This window comes from uncultured Jatrophihabitans sp. (assembly GCF_964252635.1).
Lineage (GTDB): Bacteria > Actinomycetota > Actinomycetes > Mycobacteriales > Jatrophihabitantaceae > Jatrophihabitans.
Genome location: NZ_CAXUNP010000041.1, coordinates 1 through 18,462, shown reverse-complemented (window position 1 = coordinate 18,462; position 18,462 = coordinate 1). Strand labels below are relative to the sequence as shown.

At 72.9% G+C, this 18,462-nt stretch carries 17 protein-coding genes; 12 read left to right on the top strand and 5 right to left on the bottom strand.

Going from position 1 to position 18,462, the window contains the following annotated elements:
• The first annotated feature begins 13 nt into the window (after positions 1 to 13).
• Positions 14 to 559 (top strand): gamma carbonic anhydrase family protein, encoded by a 546-nt coding sequence (locus ACFFCA_RS15880; RefSeq protein WP_375486506.1) that lies wholly within the window; start codon positions 14 to 16, stop codon positions 557 to 559.
• Between the two features lie 48 nt (positions 560 to 607).
• The gene (locus ACFFCA_RS15875) at positions 608 to 1,438 is read left to right on the top strand and encodes a phospholipid scramblase-related protein (RefSeq protein WP_375486504.1); all 831 of its coding nucleotides are present in this window, start codon (positions 608 to 610) and stop codon (positions 1,436 to 1,438) included.
• A 69-nt stretch (positions 1,439 to 1,507) separates the two neighbouring features.
• Here the strand turns inward: ACFFCA_RS15875 and ACFFCA_RS15870 are convergent, their stop codons facing one another.
• Positions 1,508 to 2,065, bottom strand: a complete 558-nt coding sequence (locus ACFFCA_RS15870; RefSeq protein WP_375486502.1) for an NTP transferase domain-containing protein — start codon at positions 2,063 to 2,065, stop codon at positions 1,508 to 1,510.
• A gap of 35 nt (positions 2,066 to 2,100) precedes the next feature.
• Here ACFFCA_RS15870 and ACFFCA_RS15865 point away from each other — a divergent pair, with 35 nt between their 5' ends.
• The 8 genes from ACFFCA_RS15865 to ACFFCA_RS15830 are packed head-to-tail and all read left to right on the top strand — an operon-like array spanning position 2,101 to position 11,497.
• Positions 2,101 to 2,985: an AAA family ATPase gene (locus ACFFCA_RS15865; protein WP_375486539.1), complete on the top strand. Its 885-nt coding sequence runs from the start codon at positions 2,101 to 2,103 to the stop codon at positions 2,983 to 2,985.
• A gap of 5 nt (positions 2,986 to 2,990) precedes the next feature.
• The gene (locus ACFFCA_RS15860) at positions 2,991 to 4,124 is read left to right on the top strand and encodes a VWA domain-containing protein (RefSeq protein WP_375486500.1); all 1,134 of its coding nucleotides are present in this window, start codon (positions 2,991 to 2,993) and stop codon (positions 4,122 to 4,124) included.
• A complete protein-coding gene (locus ACFFCA_RS15855; RefSeq protein WP_375486498.1) occupies positions 4,117 to 5,295 on the top strand; it encodes an XdhC family protein in 1,179 nt (392 codons plus the stop codon). The genes ACFFCA_RS15860 and ACFFCA_RS15855 overlap by 8 nt, the downstream gene beginning before the upstream one ends.
• Before the next feature lie 54 nt (positions 5,296 to 5,349).
• Positions 5,350 to 5,847 carry a (2Fe-2S)-binding protein gene (locus tag ACFFCA_RS15850; RefSeq protein WP_375486496.1) on the top strand — a complete coding sequence of 166 codons (498 nt, stop codon included), beginning with the start codon at positions 5,350 to 5,352 and terminating at the stop codon, positions 5,845 to 5,847.
• Complete coding sequence (locus ACFFCA_RS15845) at positions 5,844 to 8,309, top strand: xanthine dehydrogenase family protein molybdopterin-binding subunit (RefSeq protein ID WP_375486494.1); 2,466 nt, start codon at positions 5,844 to 5,846, stop codon at positions 8,307 to 8,309. The genes ACFFCA_RS15850 and ACFFCA_RS15845 overlap by 4 nt, the downstream gene beginning before the upstream one ends.
• Entirely contained in the window at positions 8,306 to 9,163 is an 858-nt protein-coding gene (locus ACFFCA_RS15840; RefSeq protein WP_375486492.1) for an FAD binding domain-containing protein, read from the top strand. The genes ACFFCA_RS15845 and ACFFCA_RS15840 overlap by 4 nt, the downstream gene beginning before the upstream one ends.
• 7 nt (positions 9,164 to 9,170) lie before the next feature.
• Positions 9,171 to 10,100 carry an SRPBCC family protein gene (locus ACFFCA_RS15835; RefSeq protein WP_375486490.1) on the top strand — a complete coding sequence of 310 codons (930 nt, stop codon included), beginning with the start codon at positions 9,171 to 9,173 and terminating at the stop codon, positions 10,098 to 10,100.
• 20 nt (positions 10,101 to 10,120) lie between these two features.
• Positions 10,121 to 11,497 (top strand): serine hydrolase domain-containing protein, encoded by a 1,377-nt coding sequence (locus ACFFCA_RS15830; protein ID WP_375486488.1) that lies wholly within the window; start codon positions 10,121 to 10,123, stop codon positions 11,495 to 11,497.
• On the opposite strand, the gene ACFFCA_RS15825 is transcribed toward ACFFCA_RS15830, so the two are convergent.
• From ACFFCA_RS15825 to ACFFCA_RS15815, 3 genes are read right to left on the bottom strand one after another with little or no spacing between them, the layout of a single operon-like run.
• Positions 11,418 to 12,308 carry an HAD family hydrolase gene (locus tag ACFFCA_RS15825; protein WP_375486486.1) on the bottom strand — a complete coding sequence of 297 codons (891 nt, stop codon included), beginning with the start codon at positions 12,306 to 12,308 and terminating at the stop codon, positions 11,418 to 11,420. The two genes, ACFFCA_RS15830 and ACFFCA_RS15825, sit on opposite strands and share 80 nt — an antisense overlap.
• Entirely contained in the window at positions 12,305 to 14,668 is a 2,364-nt protein-coding gene (locus ACFFCA_RS15820) for a phosphoribosyltransferase domain-containing protein (protein ID WP_375486484.1), read from the bottom strand. Before ACFFCA_RS15820 ends, ACFFCA_RS15825 begins: the two co-directional genes overlap by 4 nt.
• Positions 14,665 to 15,834: an HpcH/HpaI aldolase/citrate lyase family protein gene (locus ACFFCA_RS15815; RefSeq protein ID WP_375486482.1), complete on the bottom strand. Its 1,170-nt coding sequence runs from the start codon at positions 15,832 to 15,834 to the stop codon at positions 14,665 to 14,667. The genes ACFFCA_RS15820 and ACFFCA_RS15815 overlap by 4 nt, the downstream gene beginning before the upstream one ends.
• 93 nt (positions 15,835 to 15,927) lie before the next feature.
• Between ACFFCA_RS15815 and ACFFCA_RS15810 the strand changes: the two genes are divergently transcribed.
• Positions 15,928 to 16,671 carry a TerD family protein gene (locus tag ACFFCA_RS15810; RefSeq protein ID WP_375486480.1) on the top strand — a complete coding sequence of 248 codons (744 nt, stop codon included), beginning with the start codon at positions 15,928 to 15,930 and terminating at the stop codon, positions 16,669 to 16,671.
• Between the two features lie 115 nt (positions 16,672 to 16,786).
• On the opposite strand, the gene ACFFCA_RS15805 is transcribed toward ACFFCA_RS15810, so the two are convergent.
• A complete protein-coding gene (locus tag ACFFCA_RS15805) occupies positions 16,787 to 17,806 on the bottom strand; it encodes a potassium channel family protein (RefSeq protein ID WP_375486478.1) in 1,020 nt (339 codons plus the stop codon).
• A gap of 78 nt (positions 17,807 to 17,884) precedes the next feature.
• Between ACFFCA_RS15805 and ACFFCA_RS15800 the strand changes: the two genes are divergently transcribed.
• On the top strand, positions 17,885 to 18,462 hold a 578-nt coding region (locus ACFFCA_RS15800; protein WP_375486476.1), incomplete at its 3' end, for a TerD family protein.

Here is an 18,462-nt window from a genome sequence, read left to right as displayed (position 1 = left end):
AAAGGGAGCACCCGTGGCAAACCTGTTCGAGTACGAAGGCATCCGACCGACCATCGCGGCCGACGCGTGGATCGCGCCGACCGCGACGATCATCGGCAACGTGACGATCGAGTCCGGCGCCTCGATCTGGTACGGAGCCACGCTGCGCGGCGACGACGGCCCGATCGTGGTGCGCGAGAGCGCGAACGTGCAGGACGGAACGGTCATCCACACCACGCCCGACGTGACGACCGAGGTCGGGGTGCGCGCGACCGTCGCGCACCAGTGCATGATCCACGGCGCGGTCATCGAGGAGGAAGCGCTCGTCGGCAACGGGTGCGTGGTGCTCGACGGGGCCCGCATCGGCTCGCGGTCGATGATCGCTGCGATGTCGCTCGTCGGCCCGGGCAAGGAGATCCCGCCCGGCGTGCTCGCGGCCGGCGTTCCGGCGCAGGTCAAGCGGGAGATCGCCGGAACGCCGGCCGAGTTCTGGGTGCAGATGAACCCCGTCTACTACCCCGAGCTGGCTCGGCGGCACGCGGCCGGGATCGTGCGGCTGCCGGACGACTTCACTTCGTAAGGCGTCGTACCTGGTTCACGCCGAGGTTCCGCCCCTAAGCTCTCGCCCATGACGCAGCCGAGCCCACCCGCGGGCTGGTACGCCGACCCCGCGGGTCGCCACGAGAAGCGCTACTTCGACGGTCAGCAGTGGACCGAGCACGTCAACTCGCACGGCCGGGCCGGCATCGACCCGCCCGGCGCACCGAGTCACGTGCCCACGGTGCAACGCGCCCCCGACCGGGTGCAGCGCGACGTCCAGCGGGCCGGCCAGGCCGGCGTCGCCGGCTACCAGGGCGGCGGCACGCTGTTCACCGAGCCGGTGCTGGTGGTGAACCAGAAGGCCAAGCTCATCGAGATCAACAACGAGTACGCGATCTACGACCAGCACGCGCGCCAGATCGGCGCGGTGCGCGAGGTCGGCCAGAGCAACCTGAAGAAGGCCGCCCGGTTCCTGTCGTCGCTCGACCAGTACATGACCCACAAGCTGCAGATCACCGACATGAACGGCCAACCGGTCCTGGCCCTGACGCGGCCGGCCAAGTTCGTGAAGTCGCGCATCCTCGTCGAGGCCCCGAACGGCCAGCCCATCGGTGAGATCGTGCAGCAAAACGCGATCGGCAAGATCCGCTTCGGGCTCGAGTCCGGCGGCCACAACTACGGCATGATCCAGGGCGAGAACTGGCGGGCGTGGAACTTCTCGATCAAGGATCACACCGGCGCCGAGGTCGCCCGCATCACCAAGACCTGGGAGGGCCTGGCCAAGACCATGTTCACCACGGCCGACAACTACGTGGTGCAGATCCACAAGCCGCTCGAGGAGCCGCTGCGCTCGCTCGTGCTCGCGGCCGCGGTCTCGGTGGACACCGCCCTCAAGCAGGACTCCCGCGGCTTCGGCTGAGCCGTCGCTCGTTGACGGTGTGCAGGCGCGCGGCGCGGGGGCCGCGTGTCTGCATACCGTCGCGTTCCGTCAGGCGCGGCCCGTCCACCGCGCGAGGTCGTCGGGCGTGTCCAGATCGGTCGGGTCGCCCGGCACCGGCACCACGTCGACGAGGTCGGCACGGGTGCGCAGCAATGCCCTCGCCCCCTCGTCCGGCCCGGCGAGGGCCAGCGCGTCGCGCCACAGCGACGGCGCCATGACGATCGGATGCCCGCGCCGCCCGTCGTAATCGGCCACGGCGATACGTCCCGGCCGCCACGCCGCCACCACGGCCGTGACGGCGTCCGGACCGATGCCGGGCGCGTCGACGAGCAGCACCGCCACGGCGTCGACGTCGCCGGACGCGCCCACTGCCAGCTCCAGGGACGAGCGCTGACCGCGGTCGGGGTCGTCGTTCACGACGACCTGCGCGCCGGGCACCGACGTCCCCGCCCGGACGACGGCGAGCACCGGGTCGCAACCGGCGCCCTGCAGGCAGCGCACCGCGCGGTCGACGAGACGCACCCCGTCGACCTCGACCTCGGCCTTCGGGCGTCCCATGCGACGGCCCGCGCCGGCGGCCAGGACGGCTCCGGCAACACGCGTCACGGCACGCACACTAGGCGTGCGGAGGAAAACGGGTGATGCTCGACGGTATGGACCCCGTCGCCCTCGACAGCCCGACCGCGGTCGCCCAGGCCCTGGACGGTGTCGGCTACCTGCCCGACCGCGGCCTCGCGACCGCCGCCTTCCTGGCCGTGCGGATGCGTCGCCCGCTGTTCCTGGAGGGCGACCCGGGGGTGGGCAAGACGGCGCTGGCGCAGGCGCTGGCAGCCATCACCGGCTCGACCCTCGTCCGGCTGCAGTGCTACGAGGGCATCGACGCCCGCCAGGCGCTCTACGACTGGGACTTCGCCCGGCAGATGCTGCACCTGCGCGCCGCGGGCGACGGCGGTGACCGCGCCGCGCTCGAGGCGTCGCTCTACGACCGACGCTTCCTCATCGCCCGGCCGATCCTGCAGGCCCTCGAGACGTCTCCGTCGGCGCTGCTCATCGACGAGATCGACCGGGCCGACGACGAGTTCGAGGCCTTCCTGCTCGAGGTGCTGGCCGAGGCGTCGGTGACGATCCCCGAGCTCGGCACGATCCGCGCCGACGAGCCGCCATTGGTCGTCATCACCTCCAACCGGACGCGCGAGGTGCACGACGCGCTCAAGCGGCGCTGCCTCTACCACTGGGTCGCCCACCCGGACTTCACCCGGGAGGTCGCGGTCGTCCGCCGCCGCGTCCCCGAGGCCGCCGAGCAGCTCGTGCGCGAGGCCGCCTCAGCGGTCGCGCGGCTGCGCGAGTTGGGGCTGGTCAAGCCGCCCGGCATCGCCGAGACGATCGACTGGACCCAGGCGTTGCACGTGCTCGGCGCCACCCGGCTCGACGCCGACACCGCCGAGCAGACCCTGGGCGCGGTGCTGAAGTACCACGAGGACGTTGCCCGGGTGCAGCGCGAGCTCGACACCCTGCTCGGCGGGTGACGCCCGTGTCGGCGCCGCACGACGCCCGCCCCGACGACCCGGTGGTCGTGATGACCGGCTTCGCGCGGGCCCTGCGCGCGGCCGGTGTGGCCGCCGACCCGGACCGGCTCGCGGGCGCCCTCGACGCCCTCACCCACGTCGACATCTCCGACGCCGAGGCCGTGTACTGGGCCGGGCGGGTGACGCTGTGCGGCGAGCCCGACGACCTGCCGCGGTACGACACCGTCTTCGACGCCTGGTTCCGCGGCCGGGTCCCGCCGATCCCGGGCCCGCGACGGCAGGGTCCGCCGGCGACGGTGCTGGCCCTGCGCCCGATCGGCGCCGACGAACGCCGCGAGCAGGACGCCGAGCCGGATGACGAGCAACTGCGCACCGCGGCCAGCGACGCCGAGGTGCTGGGCCGGCGGGACGTCGCCGGGCTGAGCCAGGCCGAGCGCGACGAGGTCAACGCCCTCATCGCCCTCCTCGCACCGCGCGTCGGCTCGCGCCGTACGCGCCGCCGCCGCCCGCGCGGACGCGACGGCGTGGACGTCCCCCGCACCGTGCGCGGCATGCTGCGCACCGGCGGGGAGGTCACCGACCTGGCCCGGGTCCGCCCGCGGGTCAAACCGCGCCGGCTCGTGCTGCTGCTCGACGTCAGTGGCTCGATGTCGCCCTACGCCGACGTGCTGCTGCGTTTCGCCCACGCCGCTGTACGCGTGGCACCGGCGACGACCGAGGCGTTCACCATCGGCACGCGCCTCACCCGGGTCACCCGGCCGCTGCGGCTGCGCGACCCGGTACAGGCCCTCGACGCCGCCGGTGCGGCGGTGCCGGACTGGAGCGGCGGCACCCGGCTCGGCGAGGCCCTGCGCGCCTTCCTCGACCTGTGGGGTCAACGCGGTGCGGCCCGGGGCGCCGTCGTGGTCATCGCGTCCGACGGGTGGGAGCGAGGCGACGCCGCGCTGCTCGGTGAACAGATGGCGCGCCTGCGACGCCTGGCGCATCGCGTCATCTGGGTCAATCCGCACCGGGGCAAGACCGGCTTCGCGCCGGTGACCGCGGGCATGAGCGCCGCCCTGCCGCACCTCGACGAGCTCGTCGCCGGGCACACCCTGGACGCGCTGCATACCCTGGCAGACGTGATCGCCCGTGCGTGACGTCCTCGACGAGCTGACCGCGTGGTGGCGCTCCGGCGCGACCGTCGGTGTCGGCACCGTGGTCGGCACCTGGAAGTCCTCGCCGCGCCAGCCCGGCGCGGCGATGCTCGTCGGCCCCGACGGCACGGTCGTCGGCAGCGTGTCGGGCGGCTGCGTCGAGGGCGCGGTGTACGAGCTCGCCACCGGCACCCGCGACGACGGACGACCCGTGCTGCAGCGCTACGGCGTCAGTGACGACGACGCGTTCAGCGTCGGCCTCACCTGCGGCGGCATCGTCGACGTCTGGGTGGAGCAGGTGAACCGGCAGACGTTCCCCGAGCTGGGCGAGATCGCCGACGACGTCGAGCACGGTCGTCCGGTCGCCGTGGCCACGCTGGTCGAGCATCCCGACCCCGACCGCCTGGGGCGCCGACTCGTCGTACGCCCGGCCCCCGACGGGGGTGCCGCGGTGCAGGGCGGCCTGGGCGGTGAGCGCCTGGACGCCGCGGTGGGTGACGACGTCCTCGGCCTGCTCGAGCAGGGCAGCACGCAGCTGGTGCGGTACGGCCCCGACGGGGAGCGCCGCCGCGACGAGATCGCGGTGTTCGTCGCTTCCTATGCCCCCAGACCACGGATGATCGTCTTCGGGGCCATCGACTTCGCCGCAGCGGTCGCCCGCATGGGTACGTTCCTCGGCTACCGGGTCACCGTCTGCGACGCGCGCGAGACCTTCGCCACCGCCAAGCGGTTCCCGGACGCCGACGAGGTCGTCGTCGCCTGGCCGCACCGCTACCTGGCCGAGACCGACACCGACGAGCGCACCGTCGTCTGCGTCCTGACCCACGACCCCAAGTTCGACGTCCCCCTGCTCGAGGTGGCGCTGCGCCTGCCCCTCGCCTACCTCGGGGCGATGGGCTCCCGGCGGACGAACGACGACCGCAGCGCGCGGCTGCGCGAGCTCGGCTTCGACGACGCCGACCTGGCCCGGCTCCGGGCGCCGATCGGTCTCGACGTCGGCGGCCGGACGCCCGAGGAGACCGCGGTGTCGATCGCGGCCGAGATCATCGCGGCCCGGTGGGGCGGTTCGGGCGCGCAGCTGCGGCAGGTGAGCGGCCCGATCCACCGCGGATACGGAACGGGCGCCGATGCTGGCCCCGCAGCGGCTTCTGTGCGTGTGACACAGCTCTCGTAATCGTCGGCCCGCCGCGCTAGCGTCGCCTGATCGGCACGCTCTCGTGGAGGATCGATGACCAAGATCAACCTGACCGTCGACGGCGTGGTGTACGCCGACGACGTCGAACCCCGCACGCTGCTCGTCCACTACCTGCGCGAACAGCTGGGCAAGGTGGGCACGGTCGTCGGGTGCGACACGAGCAACTGCGGCGCCTGCACCGTCGAGCTCGACGGGCACAGCGTCAAGAGCTGCACCGTGCTGGCGGTGGGCGCCGACGGCGGCGAGGTCGTCACCATCGAGGGCCTGCAGGACGCCGACGGCTCGCTGCACCCGATGCAGCAGGCTTTCCATGAGTTCCACGCCCTGCAGTGCGGCTACTGCACCCCCGGCATGATCATGGCCTGCCGCGACCTGCTGAAGAACAACCCGGCGCCGACCGAGGACGAGATCCGCGAGGGCATCGAGGGCAACCTCTGTCGCTGCACCGGCTATCAGAACATCGTCCGGGCCGTGCAGTCCGCGGCAGGAGCGACCACTTCGGCAGCGACCACGGCAGGAGCATCGTCATGACCACCGTCGAGGACCGCCCCACCGCGTCGGCGCCGGAGATCGGCAACGCCCGCGCCCGCCGCGAGGACCAGCATCTGATCACCGGCCGCACCACCTGGGTCGACAACATGACGCTGCCGGGCATGGTGCACCTCGCCATCCTGCGCAGCCCCATGGCCCACGCGACGATCACCTCCATCGACCCCACCGAGGCGAGGAGCCGGCCGGGCGTGCTCGCCGTGTTCACCGGCCAGGACTTCGCCGACGTCCAGGGCAACCTGCCGTGCGCGTGGCCGGTCACTCCCGACATGGTGAACCCGGGTGCGCCGTCGCTCGCCGTCACGCAGGTCAACCACGCCGGTGAGGCGGTCGCCGTCGTCGCGGCGCGCACCAAGACCGCCGCGCAGGACGCGCTCGAGGCGATCGACGTCGAATACGAGCCGCTGCCCGCGGTCATGGACATGGAGGACGCACTGGCCGACGGCGCACCGCTCGTCCACCCGAACACCACCTCGAACCGCAGCTACACCTGGGCCTTCGAGGCGGGTGAGGCCGGCACCGGCCAGCCCATCCAGGCGGCGCTCGACGGCGCCGAGGTCACGGTCAAGCGCCGCTTCATCCAGCAGCGGCTCATCCCGGCCTTCATGGAGCCGCGGTCGACCGTGGTGCAGCCGGTGGGCGACGGCATCGTCGTGCACTCCTCGACGCAGATTCCGCACATCCTGCGCACCATGCTCGCGCTGACGCTGGGCATCGAGGAGCAGAAGGTGCGCGTCGTGGCACCCGACGTCGGCGGCGGCTTCGGCGGCAAGATCCCGGTCACGCCCGAAGAGGTCATCACCACCCTCGTCGCCCGCAAGCTGGGCAAGCCCGCCAAGTACACCGAGTCACGCTCGGAGTCGTTGATGTCGGCCCACCACGGCCGCGACCAGATCCAGGACATCACCATCACGGCCAAGCGCGACGGCACGGTCACCGGCCTGGACGTGCACCTGTTCGCCGACATGGGCGCCTACCTGCGTCTCGTCGGCCCGGGCGTGCCCGTGCTCGGCGCGTTCATGTTCAACGCCATCTACAAGTTCCCGGCGTACCGCTTCGTGTGCGAGGGCGTGTTCACCACCAAGACGGCCACCGACGCCTACCGCGGCGCCGGCCGCCCGGAGGCCACGTTCGGCATCGAGCGGATCATGGACGAGCTCGCCGTCGAGCTCGGCATGGACCCGATGGAACTCCGGCGCAAGAACTGGATCACCCACGACGAGTTCCCGTTCACGACGGTCTGCGGGCTCACCTACGACACCGGCAACTACGAGGCCGCCACCGACAAGGCCCTCGAGCTGATCGGCTGGGACGACCTGCGTGCCGAGCAGCGGCGACGCCGCGACAGCGGTGACCCGGTGCAGCTCGGCCTCGGCATCTCCACGTTCACCGAGATGTGCGGCCTGGCGCCCTCCCGGGTCCTTGGTTCGCTGGCCTACGGCGCCGGCGGCTGGGAGGCCGCGTCGGTGCGCATGCTGGCCACCGGCAAGGTCGAGGTCGTGACGGGCGCCAGCGCGCACGGTCAGGGCCACGAGACCGCGTTTGCCCAGATCGTCGCCGACAAGCTCGGGGTCAAGTGGGAGGACGTCGAGATCATCCACGGCGACACCCAGTCCTCGCCCAAGGGCCTGGACACCTACGGATCGCGCTCGCTCGCCGTCGGCGGCATCGCCATTGTCAAGGCCACCGAGAAGGTCATCGCCAAGGCCCGCACGATCGCCGCCCACATGCTCGAGGCCAGCGAGGACGACCTCGAGTTCGAGGGTGGCTCGTTCTCGGTCAAGGGCTCCCCCGGCTCGGGCGTCGCGATCGGCGAGGTCGCCTTCGCCGCGTTCATGGCCCACGACCTGCCCGACGGCGTCGAACCCAGCCTGGACTCCGACGCGGTGTACGACCCGGAGAACTTCTCCTTCCCGCACGGCACCCACCTGTGCGCGGTCGAGATCGACACCGAGACCGGCATGGTCAAGATCCGCAAGTACGTGTGCGTCGACGACATCGGCACCGCGGTCAACCCGCTGATCGTCGAGGGCCAGGTGCACGGCGGCCTGGCCCAGGGCATCTCGCAGGCCCTGTTCGAGGAGGTCGTCTACGACGACGACGGCAACCTGACGACGGGCACCTTCGTCGACTACACCTTGCCGTCGGCCGCCGACCTGCCCTCGTTCACCACCGACCGCACCGAGACGCCGTCGACGACCAACCCGTTGGGCGTGAAGGGCGTCGGCGAGGCCGGCACTATCGCCTCGACCCCGGCCGTGGTCAACGCGATCGTCGACGCGCTGCGCCCGTTTGGTGTCGACGACATACAGATGCCCGCGACGCCCGAGCGGGTCTGGCGGGCCGTCGCGCAGGGGCGCGAGAAGTCCGACCGCACGGAGCAGGGCACCAACGCCTACGGCGGTGCGTCCACGACCACCTCCGACGGAGGGAACCGCGCATGATCCCCGCAGAGTTCGACTACGTCCGCCCCGCCACGGCGGCCGAGGCCGTCACCGCCGTGACCGATGCCGGCGAGGACGCCAAGCTGATGGCCGGCGGCCAGTCGCTGATCCCCATGCTGCGGCTGCGGCTGTCCTACCCCAGCACGGTGGTCGACGTCAGCCGCGTCGAGGAGATGCGCGGCGTGCGCGACGACGGCGACGCACTCGTCATCGGCGCCATGACCACGCACGACGAGATCCTGCGCGACGCGTTGATCAAGGAGCATGCGCCGCTGATCGCGCAGGCGACCCAGACCGTCGCCGACCCACAGGTCCGCCACCGCGGCACCTTCGGCGGGGCCCTCGCGCACGCCGACCCGGCCGGCGACCTCGGAGCGGTCGCGCTCACCCTCGGCTGCGAGTTCCTGGCGCAGGGCACGGAGGGTCGGCGCAGCATCGCCGCGTCGGACTTCTTCGACGACTACCTCACGACGGCGCTCACACCGGACGAGGTGCTGGTCGGCGTACGGGTCCCCAAGCTCGGCGCGGGCTGGTCGTCGCACTACGAGAAGTTCAACCGGGTGGCGCAGGCGTGGTCCATCGTCGCCGTGGCCGCCCTGGTGCGCCGCGAGAACGGCTCCATCGCCGAGGCCCGCATCGGGCTCACGAACATGGCGTCCACCCCGCTGCGCGCCGCGGCGGTCGAGTCCGCACTGGCCGGTGTCGACCTGACCCCTGATGCGGTCGGGGCGGCCGCGGCCCACGCGGCCGAGGGCAGCAATGCTCCCTCCGACCTGTCCGGAGCCGCCGACTATCGTGAGCACCTGGCCAGGGTCCTCACCAAACGTGCCGTGCTGGCAGCGGCGGGAAGCTAGGGACGTCTTGAAGCTCGAGCACTCCTTCACCGTCCCGACCGGCATCGAGGAGGCCTGGAGGATCCTGCTCGACATCGAGCTCATCGGGCCCTGCATGCCCGGCGCGGCCATCGACTCGGTCGACGGCGACGACTTCACCGGCACGGTCAAGGTCAAGCTCGGCCCGATCGGTCTGACCTACAAGGGCAAGGCCAGCTTCGTCGAGAAGGACGAGGCCGCGCACCGGGCCGTCATCGACGCCCGCGGTCGCGACGCCCGCGGCAACGGCACGGCGTCGGCCAAGGTCACCGCCCACCTGCAGGACCAGGGCGGCAGCACGCTGGTCAAGGTCGACACCGACCTCGACATCACGGGCAAGCCCGCCCAGTTCGGCCGCGGCGTGATGGTCGACGTCGGCAACAAGCTCATCGGGCAGTTCGCCGACAACCTGGCCACCACGATCTCGGAGTCGGGCGGCGCCCCCTCGGAGTCCCCGGCGGCGGCGGTTCCGGCACCCGCCCCCGCGGCCGCGGCCCCCGCCCCCGCCTCGGCCCCCGCGGCGTCGGCCCCCGCCCCCGCCCAGAAGGCCGCCAAGAAGGCCGCGCAGACCGCCGCCAAGTCCGCGACGAAGTCCGCCGCGAAGAAGGCAGCCGCCTCTCCGGCCAAGAAGATCGCCGACGGCCCCGCCGACGCGGACACCCCCACCACAGCCGGCCCGTCTCCGGCACCGTCGACCGCCGAGGCCACCGGGTCCGTCGACGAGGCGCCGCCGAGCACGCAGCCCGCGGCCCCGGCCACGAACGGGCACCGGGCCGCACGCCCGGTACCGCCCGCCCGTGACGTCGAGCCCATCAACCTCATCGAGTCGGCAGGGCCCGCCGTGGCCAAACGTCTCGCTCCGCTGCTGGCGGCGCTCGCGGTCCTCGTGATCGTGCTGCGCCGCCGCGCCAAGAGGTGAGCGACGCTAGCGTTCGAGGTATGGATCCCGACTCGCTGAGCGACGCCACCGCGCGTGCCCTGACCCACCGCCTGGCCGTGGCCCAACGCGACGCCCGGGTGCCGTCCATCGTGGCGTCGGCCGCCCGTCGCGGCGAGCCGGTCTGGTTCGGCGCGGCCGGCACCGTCGACGGAGCAGCGCCGACCGCGGACACCCAGTACCGCATCGGGTCGATCACCAAGACGATGGTGGCCGTGTGCGTCCTGCGCCTCGTCGATGCCGGTGTCGTCGACCTGGCCGATCCGATCGGCCAGCACCTGCCGGACGCGCCGGCCGCCGACTCCACCGTGCACCAGCTGCTGACCCACACCGCGGGGTTGGCCAGCGAGACCCCACCCCCCTGGTGGGAGCGGACCTCCGGCGAGACGCGGCCCGAGCTGCGCGACGTGCTCACCGACGACCCGCGACGGCACCCGCCGGGCCGCGTCCACCACTACTCGAACCCGGGCTTCGGCCTGCTCGGTGCCCTGGTCGCCGCGAAGGCCGGGCGGCCGTGGTTCGACGTGCTGCGCGACGAGGTGCTCGTGCCGTTGGGCATGAGCCGCACCGAGTACCTGCCCACCGGCGCTCACGCGCTCGGCTGGGCCGTCCATCCCTGGGCCGACGTGCTGCTGCCCGAGCCCATCCACGACCACGGCCTGCTCGCCGCCGCCGGTCAGCTCTGGTCGACCCCCGGCGACCTGTGCCGCTTCGGGGTGTTCCTCGGCGGTGACGGTGCCGGGTTGCTGCGACCCGAGACGCTGGAGCTGATGCGCACCCCCGCGGTGGCACCGGACGACCCGGCCTGGAGCGGTTCGTACGGGTTGGGGGTGCAGCTGCTGCGGTTCGACCGGCACGTCGTGTTCGGGCACACCGGATCGATGCCGGGCTTCCTCGCCGTCATGATGACCTCGGCCGAGGACGGGCTGACGGTCGCCGTGCAGAGCAACGCGTGGTCCGGGCTGGCGCTCGGCGCGGTGCTCGCCGACCTGCTCGGCACCGTCCGCGACCGCGAACCGACGATGCCGATCCCCTGGGTCGCCGCCGAGACCGTCGACGACGACGCCCACGCGCTGATCGGCCCCTGGTACTGGGGTGCCGAGGCCGTCTCGCTGTCACTGCGCGCCGACGGTCACCTCGAGATCGCGGGCATCGGCGGCCGCGGCCGCACGGCGCGCTTCGACCGGACCGACGACGGCCGGTGGATCGGCCGCAACGGCTACTACCACGGTGAATTCCTCGAGACCCGGCGCGACGGAACGGGGGCCGTCACCCATCTCGACATCGGCTCGTTCGTGTTCACCCGGCAGCCGTACGCGCCCGCCGAGGTGGTTCCGGACGGTCTCGATCTGGGCGGCTGGCAGCTCGGTCACCGCTGACGTCGCTGCTCACGACCTCGTCGTCGCAGCGCTCGGAGAACCAGCGCACGATCTCCTCCCCGGCCGCGACCCCCAGGCCGCGGGTGACGGCGACGTGCGGCGCGGACCACCCCGACCCGTACAGCTCGCCGTGCCGCGCCATGATCGCGTCGTCGGCCGCGGCCAGCAGGTCGGCGTCCAGCAGCGAGTCGCCGGCGGCGAGCACCCGCGCGTTTCCGGTCCGGCGGACGATCTCGGCGACGGCCGCGCTCTTGGTGAGCGACGCCGGCACCCAGTAGAGCTTGCGGCCCTGCAGCGACACGCGCCAGCCGCGCTCCCCCGCCCAGGCCGCCTCGTCGGCGACGAAGCCGGCCGGCAGGGCCGGGCGCTCGAGCACCGCGTAGCAGAACAGGTCGGCGGCCGTGCGCACGAGCTTGGTCCACTCGGGACGGCACACGCTGCGGGCGTGCGCCTCGACCTCGGCGAGCGGCGCGCTGCCGGCGACCCGCCGGGCGACCACTGACGCCCAGTCGTCGTCGGGGCGCCCGTCGACGAGCAGCACGCCGCCGTTCGCCGCGACGGCATAGGCGGCGGACGCGCCCGGGAGGCGCACGCGGGCGAGCTGATCGGGCGTGCGTGTCGTGGTGGCGACGACGAGCGCCCGGTCGGCGAGGTGGGCCAGGGTCGCGGCCGCGTCCGCGGTCAGGAAGGACGCATCGGCACCCTGGTACTGCTCCACGGCCGCGACGGCCCCGCCGCCGCCCCAGCGGGCCAGCGCGCGACGCGAGTAGATGAGCGTCTGGTCGAGGTCGGTCGCGATCAGGGTCGTCATGTGACCGTCGTCCCGCCGGCACCGGTCGCGCCGCGTGTGTAGCGGGGGTGGATCAGCCCGACACAGCTGTAGGTCAGGTCGTCGACCTCGTGCACGGGGACGCCGCGCTGGGCGGCCAGCAATCGGACGTGCGGCAGCTCCGCGCCGGTGCGCACGAGGACTGCCCACGGCACACGACGCAGCAGCACGCGGGTCGTCTCGCCGACGCCCGGTTTGACGAGGGTGACGTCACCGATGCCGTACTCCGTGCTGAGCCGCTCGACCTGCGCCCACCCCGCCCACGTCGGGGTGCGGTCGGCCGTACGTGCCGCGGACAGGCCGGCCCGCACCGCCGGCGCGACGTCGGCGAACCGCGCGCTGACCGCGTCGAGGAACCGTCCCGACACGTCGTCCGCCGTCAGCTCGCGGTAGAACTTCGCGCCGTGGAACTGACCGGGTGCGAGCACGGTGTCGTTGAGGACGGTGCGCGACACCAGGCCCGAGACGGTCGAGTTCAGGCACGCGGACGGGATCAGGAAATCCTCGCGCGTGCCGAAGCGCGACACGCACGCACCCGGGTCGGCGAGCACGGCGAGATCGGCGTCGAAGGCGGTACCGAGCAGGGCGTTGGCGTCCGTGACCGCCGCCGCCAGTTCGCGCGCGATGGCGCCCTTGCCGGTCCAGCCGTCGACGAACACGACGCCGGCGGGGTCGTGGTGGTGGGCCAGGTAGCGCAGCGCGGTCGTGTCGATGCCGCGACCGCGGACGATGCTCACCGCAAAATGCGCAAGATCCAGATCGCGTTGTGTGCGGGCCCACCGGCGCATCAGGACGCCCACCGGGGTTCCCGCGCGGGCGAGCGAGGCGAGCACGACGTCGGTACCGCGTTCGGCGAGCACCAGCTCGGTCACCGTGCCGACGGCGTGCGCGCTGCGTCCGGCGGCGTCGTCGAGGGCCTGCTCGAACAGCGCACGGTAGGCGGCGTCGGGCTGGTACTCGACGGGGAGCGACTCGGCATAGTGTGCGCCGCCGGACTGGATCGCTTCCTCGCGCTCCTCGACGGGCGCCTCGAGAGCCACGTCGGACAGGTCGGTGAGCAACCAGGCCACGTCGTCGGCGGCGTAGGACCCGAAGCCCGGTCCGCGCAGCGGCTGCGGCAGCGGCGCGTCGCCGGGCAGCACCGCGACGTGGACGCGGCGGCAGACGCGGGCGAGCTCGGTCACGAGCCCGGCGCGGAGGGCGGGCGTGTCGCCGTCGGCGTCGACGACCACGACGATGTCGTCGAACCCGTCGGCCACGTTGTAGGCGAACCGCGCGCCCGGCCCGTCCTCGGCGCGGTCGTGCGACGTAAAGGTCAGGGCGTTGCGGATCGGGTAGCCGCCGACGTCGAGCGCGAGCACCGGGGAACGGGTCGTCGAGGAGACGCGGACGTCGATGTCGGGGCGGGTGTCCAGCGCGAGCCCGATCAGCACCGGTGCGTACATCAGCTCCTCGGTGCCGAGCACCAGCACGCGGCTGCCCACCGGGTCGATGCCCGCCGCGAGCGCGTCGGCGGCCGCACGTGCCGCGGCGTACCCGGCGGCGTCGAACCCGTGGCGCCCGCTGTGCTCGACCGCGACCGGCCAGCCGCGGACCTCGACGACCTCAGCGCCGGGCCCGTCGTCGGCCGCGGCAACGGGTACGGGGTGGCGCGCCACGAACCCGGCGGCGCCCTCGGCGAAGCCCGGCGGCAGGTGCACGGTGCCCGTCGCGAGCGCGACGACGTCGACGGGCACGCCGAGCTCCTCGGCGAACCGCTCGAGCGAGGCACGGTCGTCGGCGCCGCGCAGGTCCACGAGGGCGGCGACGACGTAACGCTCGCGCGGCGCGACCGCGTGCAACGAACGGATCGTGTTCATCAGCGTGCGGCCCGTCGAGAGCTCGTCGTCCACGAGGACCAGCACGGGAGCGCCGCCGAACACCTGGCCGTCGGCCGGCAGCAGCCGGTGCTGCGTGGCGTGGCTGTGCTCCTCCTCGAACCCGGCGTAGGAGCGGGCGGTGCCGACGACACGCCGGGTCGAGTGCAGGTAGTAGGCGTCGAGCGCCTCGGCGACGCAGTGGCCCAGGCCCGTCGCCGTCTCGGCGAAACCCAGCACGGCCGCCGGCCGCCCGTCCAGCTCCTTGGCCACCAGCTCGCCGAGCAACAACCCGGAACCGTGCACGGCCGCGGGCGGCGCCGGAACGTGCTTGCCCAGCACCGTCGACACCAGCAGCTGGGCCCGCCTCGGGTTGCGGCGCAGCGCCACCTCGACGAGGTGGTCCAGCGGCACGACGGCGTCGGCGTCCGGGCGCAGGGCGACGCCGAAGTGCTCGCCCACCCAGCCCGCGAGGACCTCGGTCATGGGTGCAGGACCGCGCCGAGCAGCTCGACGAACGACACGCCCTCGCGCACGACGCCGAACAGCTCGGCGCGGAGCGCCGTGCGCCGGGCCCAGGCGGTGTGCGGCTTGCTCTCGTTCATCTTGTTGCCGAAGCTCGACGCGGCCGCACCGCCCGCGCCGTTGCTGGCCAGGATGTCCTGGACGTCGGCCCACTCCTCCTGCGCGACGACGGACAACGCGTTGACCGCGGCGACGTGCGTCGGGTGGATGACGGTCTTGCCGGTGAGCCCGTTCGCGCGGTCCAGGACGACCTCGCGGATGAGGCCGTCGAGGTCGGCGGCCAGCAGCTCGGCCCGCAGGGCCCGGTCCTCGTGGACGGCGAACGGCGTCTCACGCAGCTGCGGCTTGAACATGCGCTCGGACGTCGAGAAGTACTCCCACACCGGGCCGCTCACGACGTAGGGGTTCGCATCCACCCGGGCGAAGACGTTGACGACCGACGCGATGACGTCGCTGACGACGCGCAGGTCCCAGACGGTGAAGTCACGGGCCCGGCGCAGGCCGTAGGCGGCCGACAGGTCCGCCGCGCCGACCCGGACCGCGGGGACGAGGTGCCGGTACTTGTCCAGCAGGCGCCGGGCGCCGAGCAGGTTCCCGGCGCGGCACTCCGCGTGGCTGTACTCGACCGACTCGAGCACCGGCATGGCCAGCAGCCGACGACCCCGCAATTCCCCCGCGGCGGCGACTGCGTCCAGGTACTCGGCCCCGTCGAGCTCGGTGAACTTCGGGATCACGAACCCGGTCAGCACGCCGGACCGGTCACCGAGGCCTTCGACGATCATCGGGATCTGATCGGCACGACGCACCCGGACGAACACCAGCGGGACGACGTCGCCGGCACGCCCGGCATCGTGCAGGCGGCCGAGCTGCTCGACCGCGTTGAGCTCGGCCGCGGCCAACTCGCCGTCGGCCACCGAGTCCTCCAGGCAGACGACCATGCTCGTGACGCCCGTGGCGGCGCGCCGGGTGATGTCGGCGGCGAGCCGGGGACGGGTGGCCGGGCAGTACAGCGTGGCCCCGAGCGCGACACCGAGGACCGAGGGGTCGTCGTCGACGTCGAACGGCATCGGCGGCCGGAGGAAGAGCCGGTCGCGCTCCTCGTCGGCGAGGAAGTCGAAATGCCGCATCCGCGCATAGTGCCACGGCGAGATGGCCGCCTGGTTCACTCCACAAGAACCCACAGCCCCCGCCGAGGTGCGGGAATCTGGCACGATTTCGGCATGACCCGGATGAGCATGGGCAGCAACGTCCCGATCGAGGCCCCCACCGTCCGCGCGGCGCTGCGGTTCAGCGCCGGGCCCGGCATCCCTGACGTCGACGCCTCGGCGCTGTTGCTGGACGAGTCCGGCAACGTGGCGACCGACGCCGACTTCGTGTTCTACAACCAGCCGGAACACCCCAGCGGCGCGGTCCGGATGGCCGGCAAGATGCCGCCGCCGCAGGCCTCCGACCAGATCGACATCGACCTGGCCCGGGTGCCCGGGAACGTCACCCGCGTCGTGCTGGCCGCGTCGGCCGACGGTGGCACCTTCGGGCAGGTGCCGTCGCTGGAGATGGTGCTGCAGGACCTGGCGAGCGGGACCGTCATCGCGACGTTCCCGATGCAGGCCGGTGCCGAGACGGCCTTCGTCAGCGCGGAGATCTACCGGCGCAACGGGCAGTGGAAGTTCCGCGCCGTCGGCCAGGGGTACTCGTCGGGTCTCGCGGGTCTGGCCGCCGACTTCGGGATCGAGGCCACCGGCACCGCTCCCCCACCGGCCGCTGCGCCGACGCCCGCCTCGGCACCACCGACGCCCGCCGCGGCACCGCCCGCACCGCCGGCCGCGCAGCCAGCACCCGCAACCCCGCCGGCCGGCCCGCCGACGCCCGCTGCGCCGGCACCGACAGCGGCACCGGCGGCACCGGCGGCACCGGCCGCTCGCGAGCGTGACCCCGGGTACGACCCCCTGCTCGACCTCGGCTGAGACCTGACCTTCGCTTCGCCCGAGCTCGGTGGAGTCACGTCGACGACGCCGATGATCAACTGTGCTCGGCGGTCGTCAGCTGACCCGGATCCGCAGTTGATCTTGCGGTCGGGGCCTAGCGCGTACCGGCCGTCGCGACGTAGATGAGCTCGTCACCGGCACGCAGCGGAGCCGCCGTCGCATCGTCGTAGGCGAACCGCTCGCCGCCGCGCAGGACCGCCAGCACCGGCTGTCGCAGCGCCGCCGGTTCCTGGCCCACCTCGTCGGCGCGCACGGCGCGGCTCATGAGGTCGAGCCCGTCGCCGAAGGACAGCAGGTCACTCACCACCTCGACGGTGTCGTGCCCGGACGGCGCCAGCCCCAGCAGGCGACCCGCCGTCTCGGACGACACGATGACCGAGTCGGCCCCGCTCTGACGCAGCAGGTCGGCGTTGTGCGCCTCGCGGGCGGCCGCGGCGACGTCGGCGGTACGGGTCAAGCGCCGGGCGGTGAGTACCGCGAGGACGGCGCTGTCGTCGCGTCCGAGCGCGACGATCACCGACGACGCCCGCTCGACGAGCGCGCGCCGCAGGGTGTCCTCGTTCGTGGCGTCGCCCTGCACGGCGACGTGGCCGGTGTCGGCCGCCGTGCCCACCGGGGCCGAACGCAGGTCGACGACGACGATGCGTTCGCGCGGGACCCCCTGCTGCAGCAGCGCGCGCACCGCGGCACGTCCCTTCGTGCCGTAGCCGAGTACGACGGTGTGGTCCTGCACGCGCTTCCTCCACCGGGCCAACCGGAACTCGTGACGCGACTGCTGGGTCAGCGCCTTGATGGTGGTGCCCACCAGCAGGATGACGAACAGCAGCCGCATGGGAGTGACGACCAGCGCGTTGATCAGCCGCGCCGTCGTCGTCACCGGGGTGATGTCGCCGTAGCCCGTGGTCGTCAACGTGACCGTCGTGTAGTACAGGGCGTCGACGACCGACACGCTGCCGTCGTGGCTGTCGGTGTACGCGCCGCGCTCGATGAGCACGATCACCCAGTTCACCGCGACGATAAGCAGCGCCACCCCGACGCGCACCAGGATCGCGGCGATCGGGTCCCGGATGCGCAGCGAGTCGGGCAGCGAGACCTTCGAACCCGACGCAGCCACGCGCCCACGCTAGCGGTTTCACCGATTCGTCAGCACCGTTCAGGCGACGCACCCAGCCGAGTACGACACGATGGGGGCATGACCGCGATCAGCAAGGGTGGCAACTGTCCGATCGACGTGCCGACGGTGCGCGCGGTGCTCTCGTGGAACGGTGGGCCGGGCGTTCCCGACGTCGACGCGTCGGCCCTGCTGCTGCAGGGCGACGGGCGCGTGACCGGCGATCAGGACTTCGTGTTCTACAACCAGCCGCAGCACCCGTCGGGCGCGGTCCGCTACCTCGGCAAGCAGGGCAGCGCCGACGCCGTCGACGTGCAGCTGACGTCGCTGCCGGCCGGGGTCGACCGCGTCGTGCTCGCGGCGTCGGCCGACGGCGGAGTGTTCGGGCAGGTGCCCGGTCTGCGGCTGACGCTGTCGGACGCGACGTCCGGCACCCCGATCGCGGTCTACGACATGACCGCCGGGGAGGAGACCGCCATCCTCAGCGGCGAGCTCTACCGTCGCAACGACGCCTGGAAGTTCCGCGCCGTCGGGCAGGGGTACGCCTCCGGGCTGGCCGGCCTGGCCACCGACTTCGGCATCTCCGTGGGCGACGACCCAGCACCCGCAGCGGCCCCGCCACCTCCGCCGCCCGTCGCGCCGCCTACGCCGAGCACGCC

Excerpts from the sequence above, each read along its gene's own strand:
- ACFFCA_RS15840 (WP_375486492.1), top strand. The coding sequence starts at position 8,306 with ATGATCCCCGCAGAGTTCGACTACGTCCGCCCCGCCACGGCGGCCGAG.
- ACFFCA_RS15810 (WP_375486480.1), top strand. The coding sequence starts at position 15,928 with ATGACCCGGATGAGCATGGGCAGCAACGTCCCGATCGAGGCCCCCACC.
- ACFFCA_RS15830 (WP_375486488.1), top strand. The coding sequence starts at position 10,121 with ATGGATCCCGACTCGCTGAGCGACGCCACCGCGCGTGCCCTGACCCAC.
- ACFFCA_RS15845 (WP_375486494.1), top strand. The coding sequence starts at position 5,844 with ATGACCACCGTCGAGGACCGCCCCACCGCGTCGGCGCCGGAGATCGGC.
- ACFFCA_RS15875 (WP_375486504.1), top strand. The coding sequence starts at position 608 with ATGACGCAGCCGAGCCCACCCGCGGGCTGGTACGCCGACCCCGCGGGT.
- ACFFCA_RS15815 (WP_375486482.1), bottom strand. The coding sequence starts at position 15,834 with ATGCGGCATTTCGACTTCCTCGCCGACGAGGAGCGCGACCGGCTCTTC.
- ACFFCA_RS15865 (WP_375486539.1), top strand. The coding sequence starts at position 2,101 with ATGCTCGACGGTATGGACCCCGTCGCCCTCGACAGCCCGACCGCGGTC.
- ACFFCA_RS15850 (WP_375486496.1), top strand. The coding sequence starts at position 5,350 with ATGACCAAGATCAACCTGACCGTCGACGGCGTGGTGTACGCCGACGAC.
- ACFFCA_RS15820 (WP_375486484.1), bottom strand. The coding sequence starts at position 14,668 with ATGACCGAGGTCCTCGCGGGCTGGGTGGGCGAGCACTTCGGCGTCGCC.
- ACFFCA_RS15825 (WP_375486486.1), bottom strand. The coding sequence starts at position 12,308 with ATGACGACCCTGATCGCGACCGACCTCGACCAGACGCTCATCTACTCG.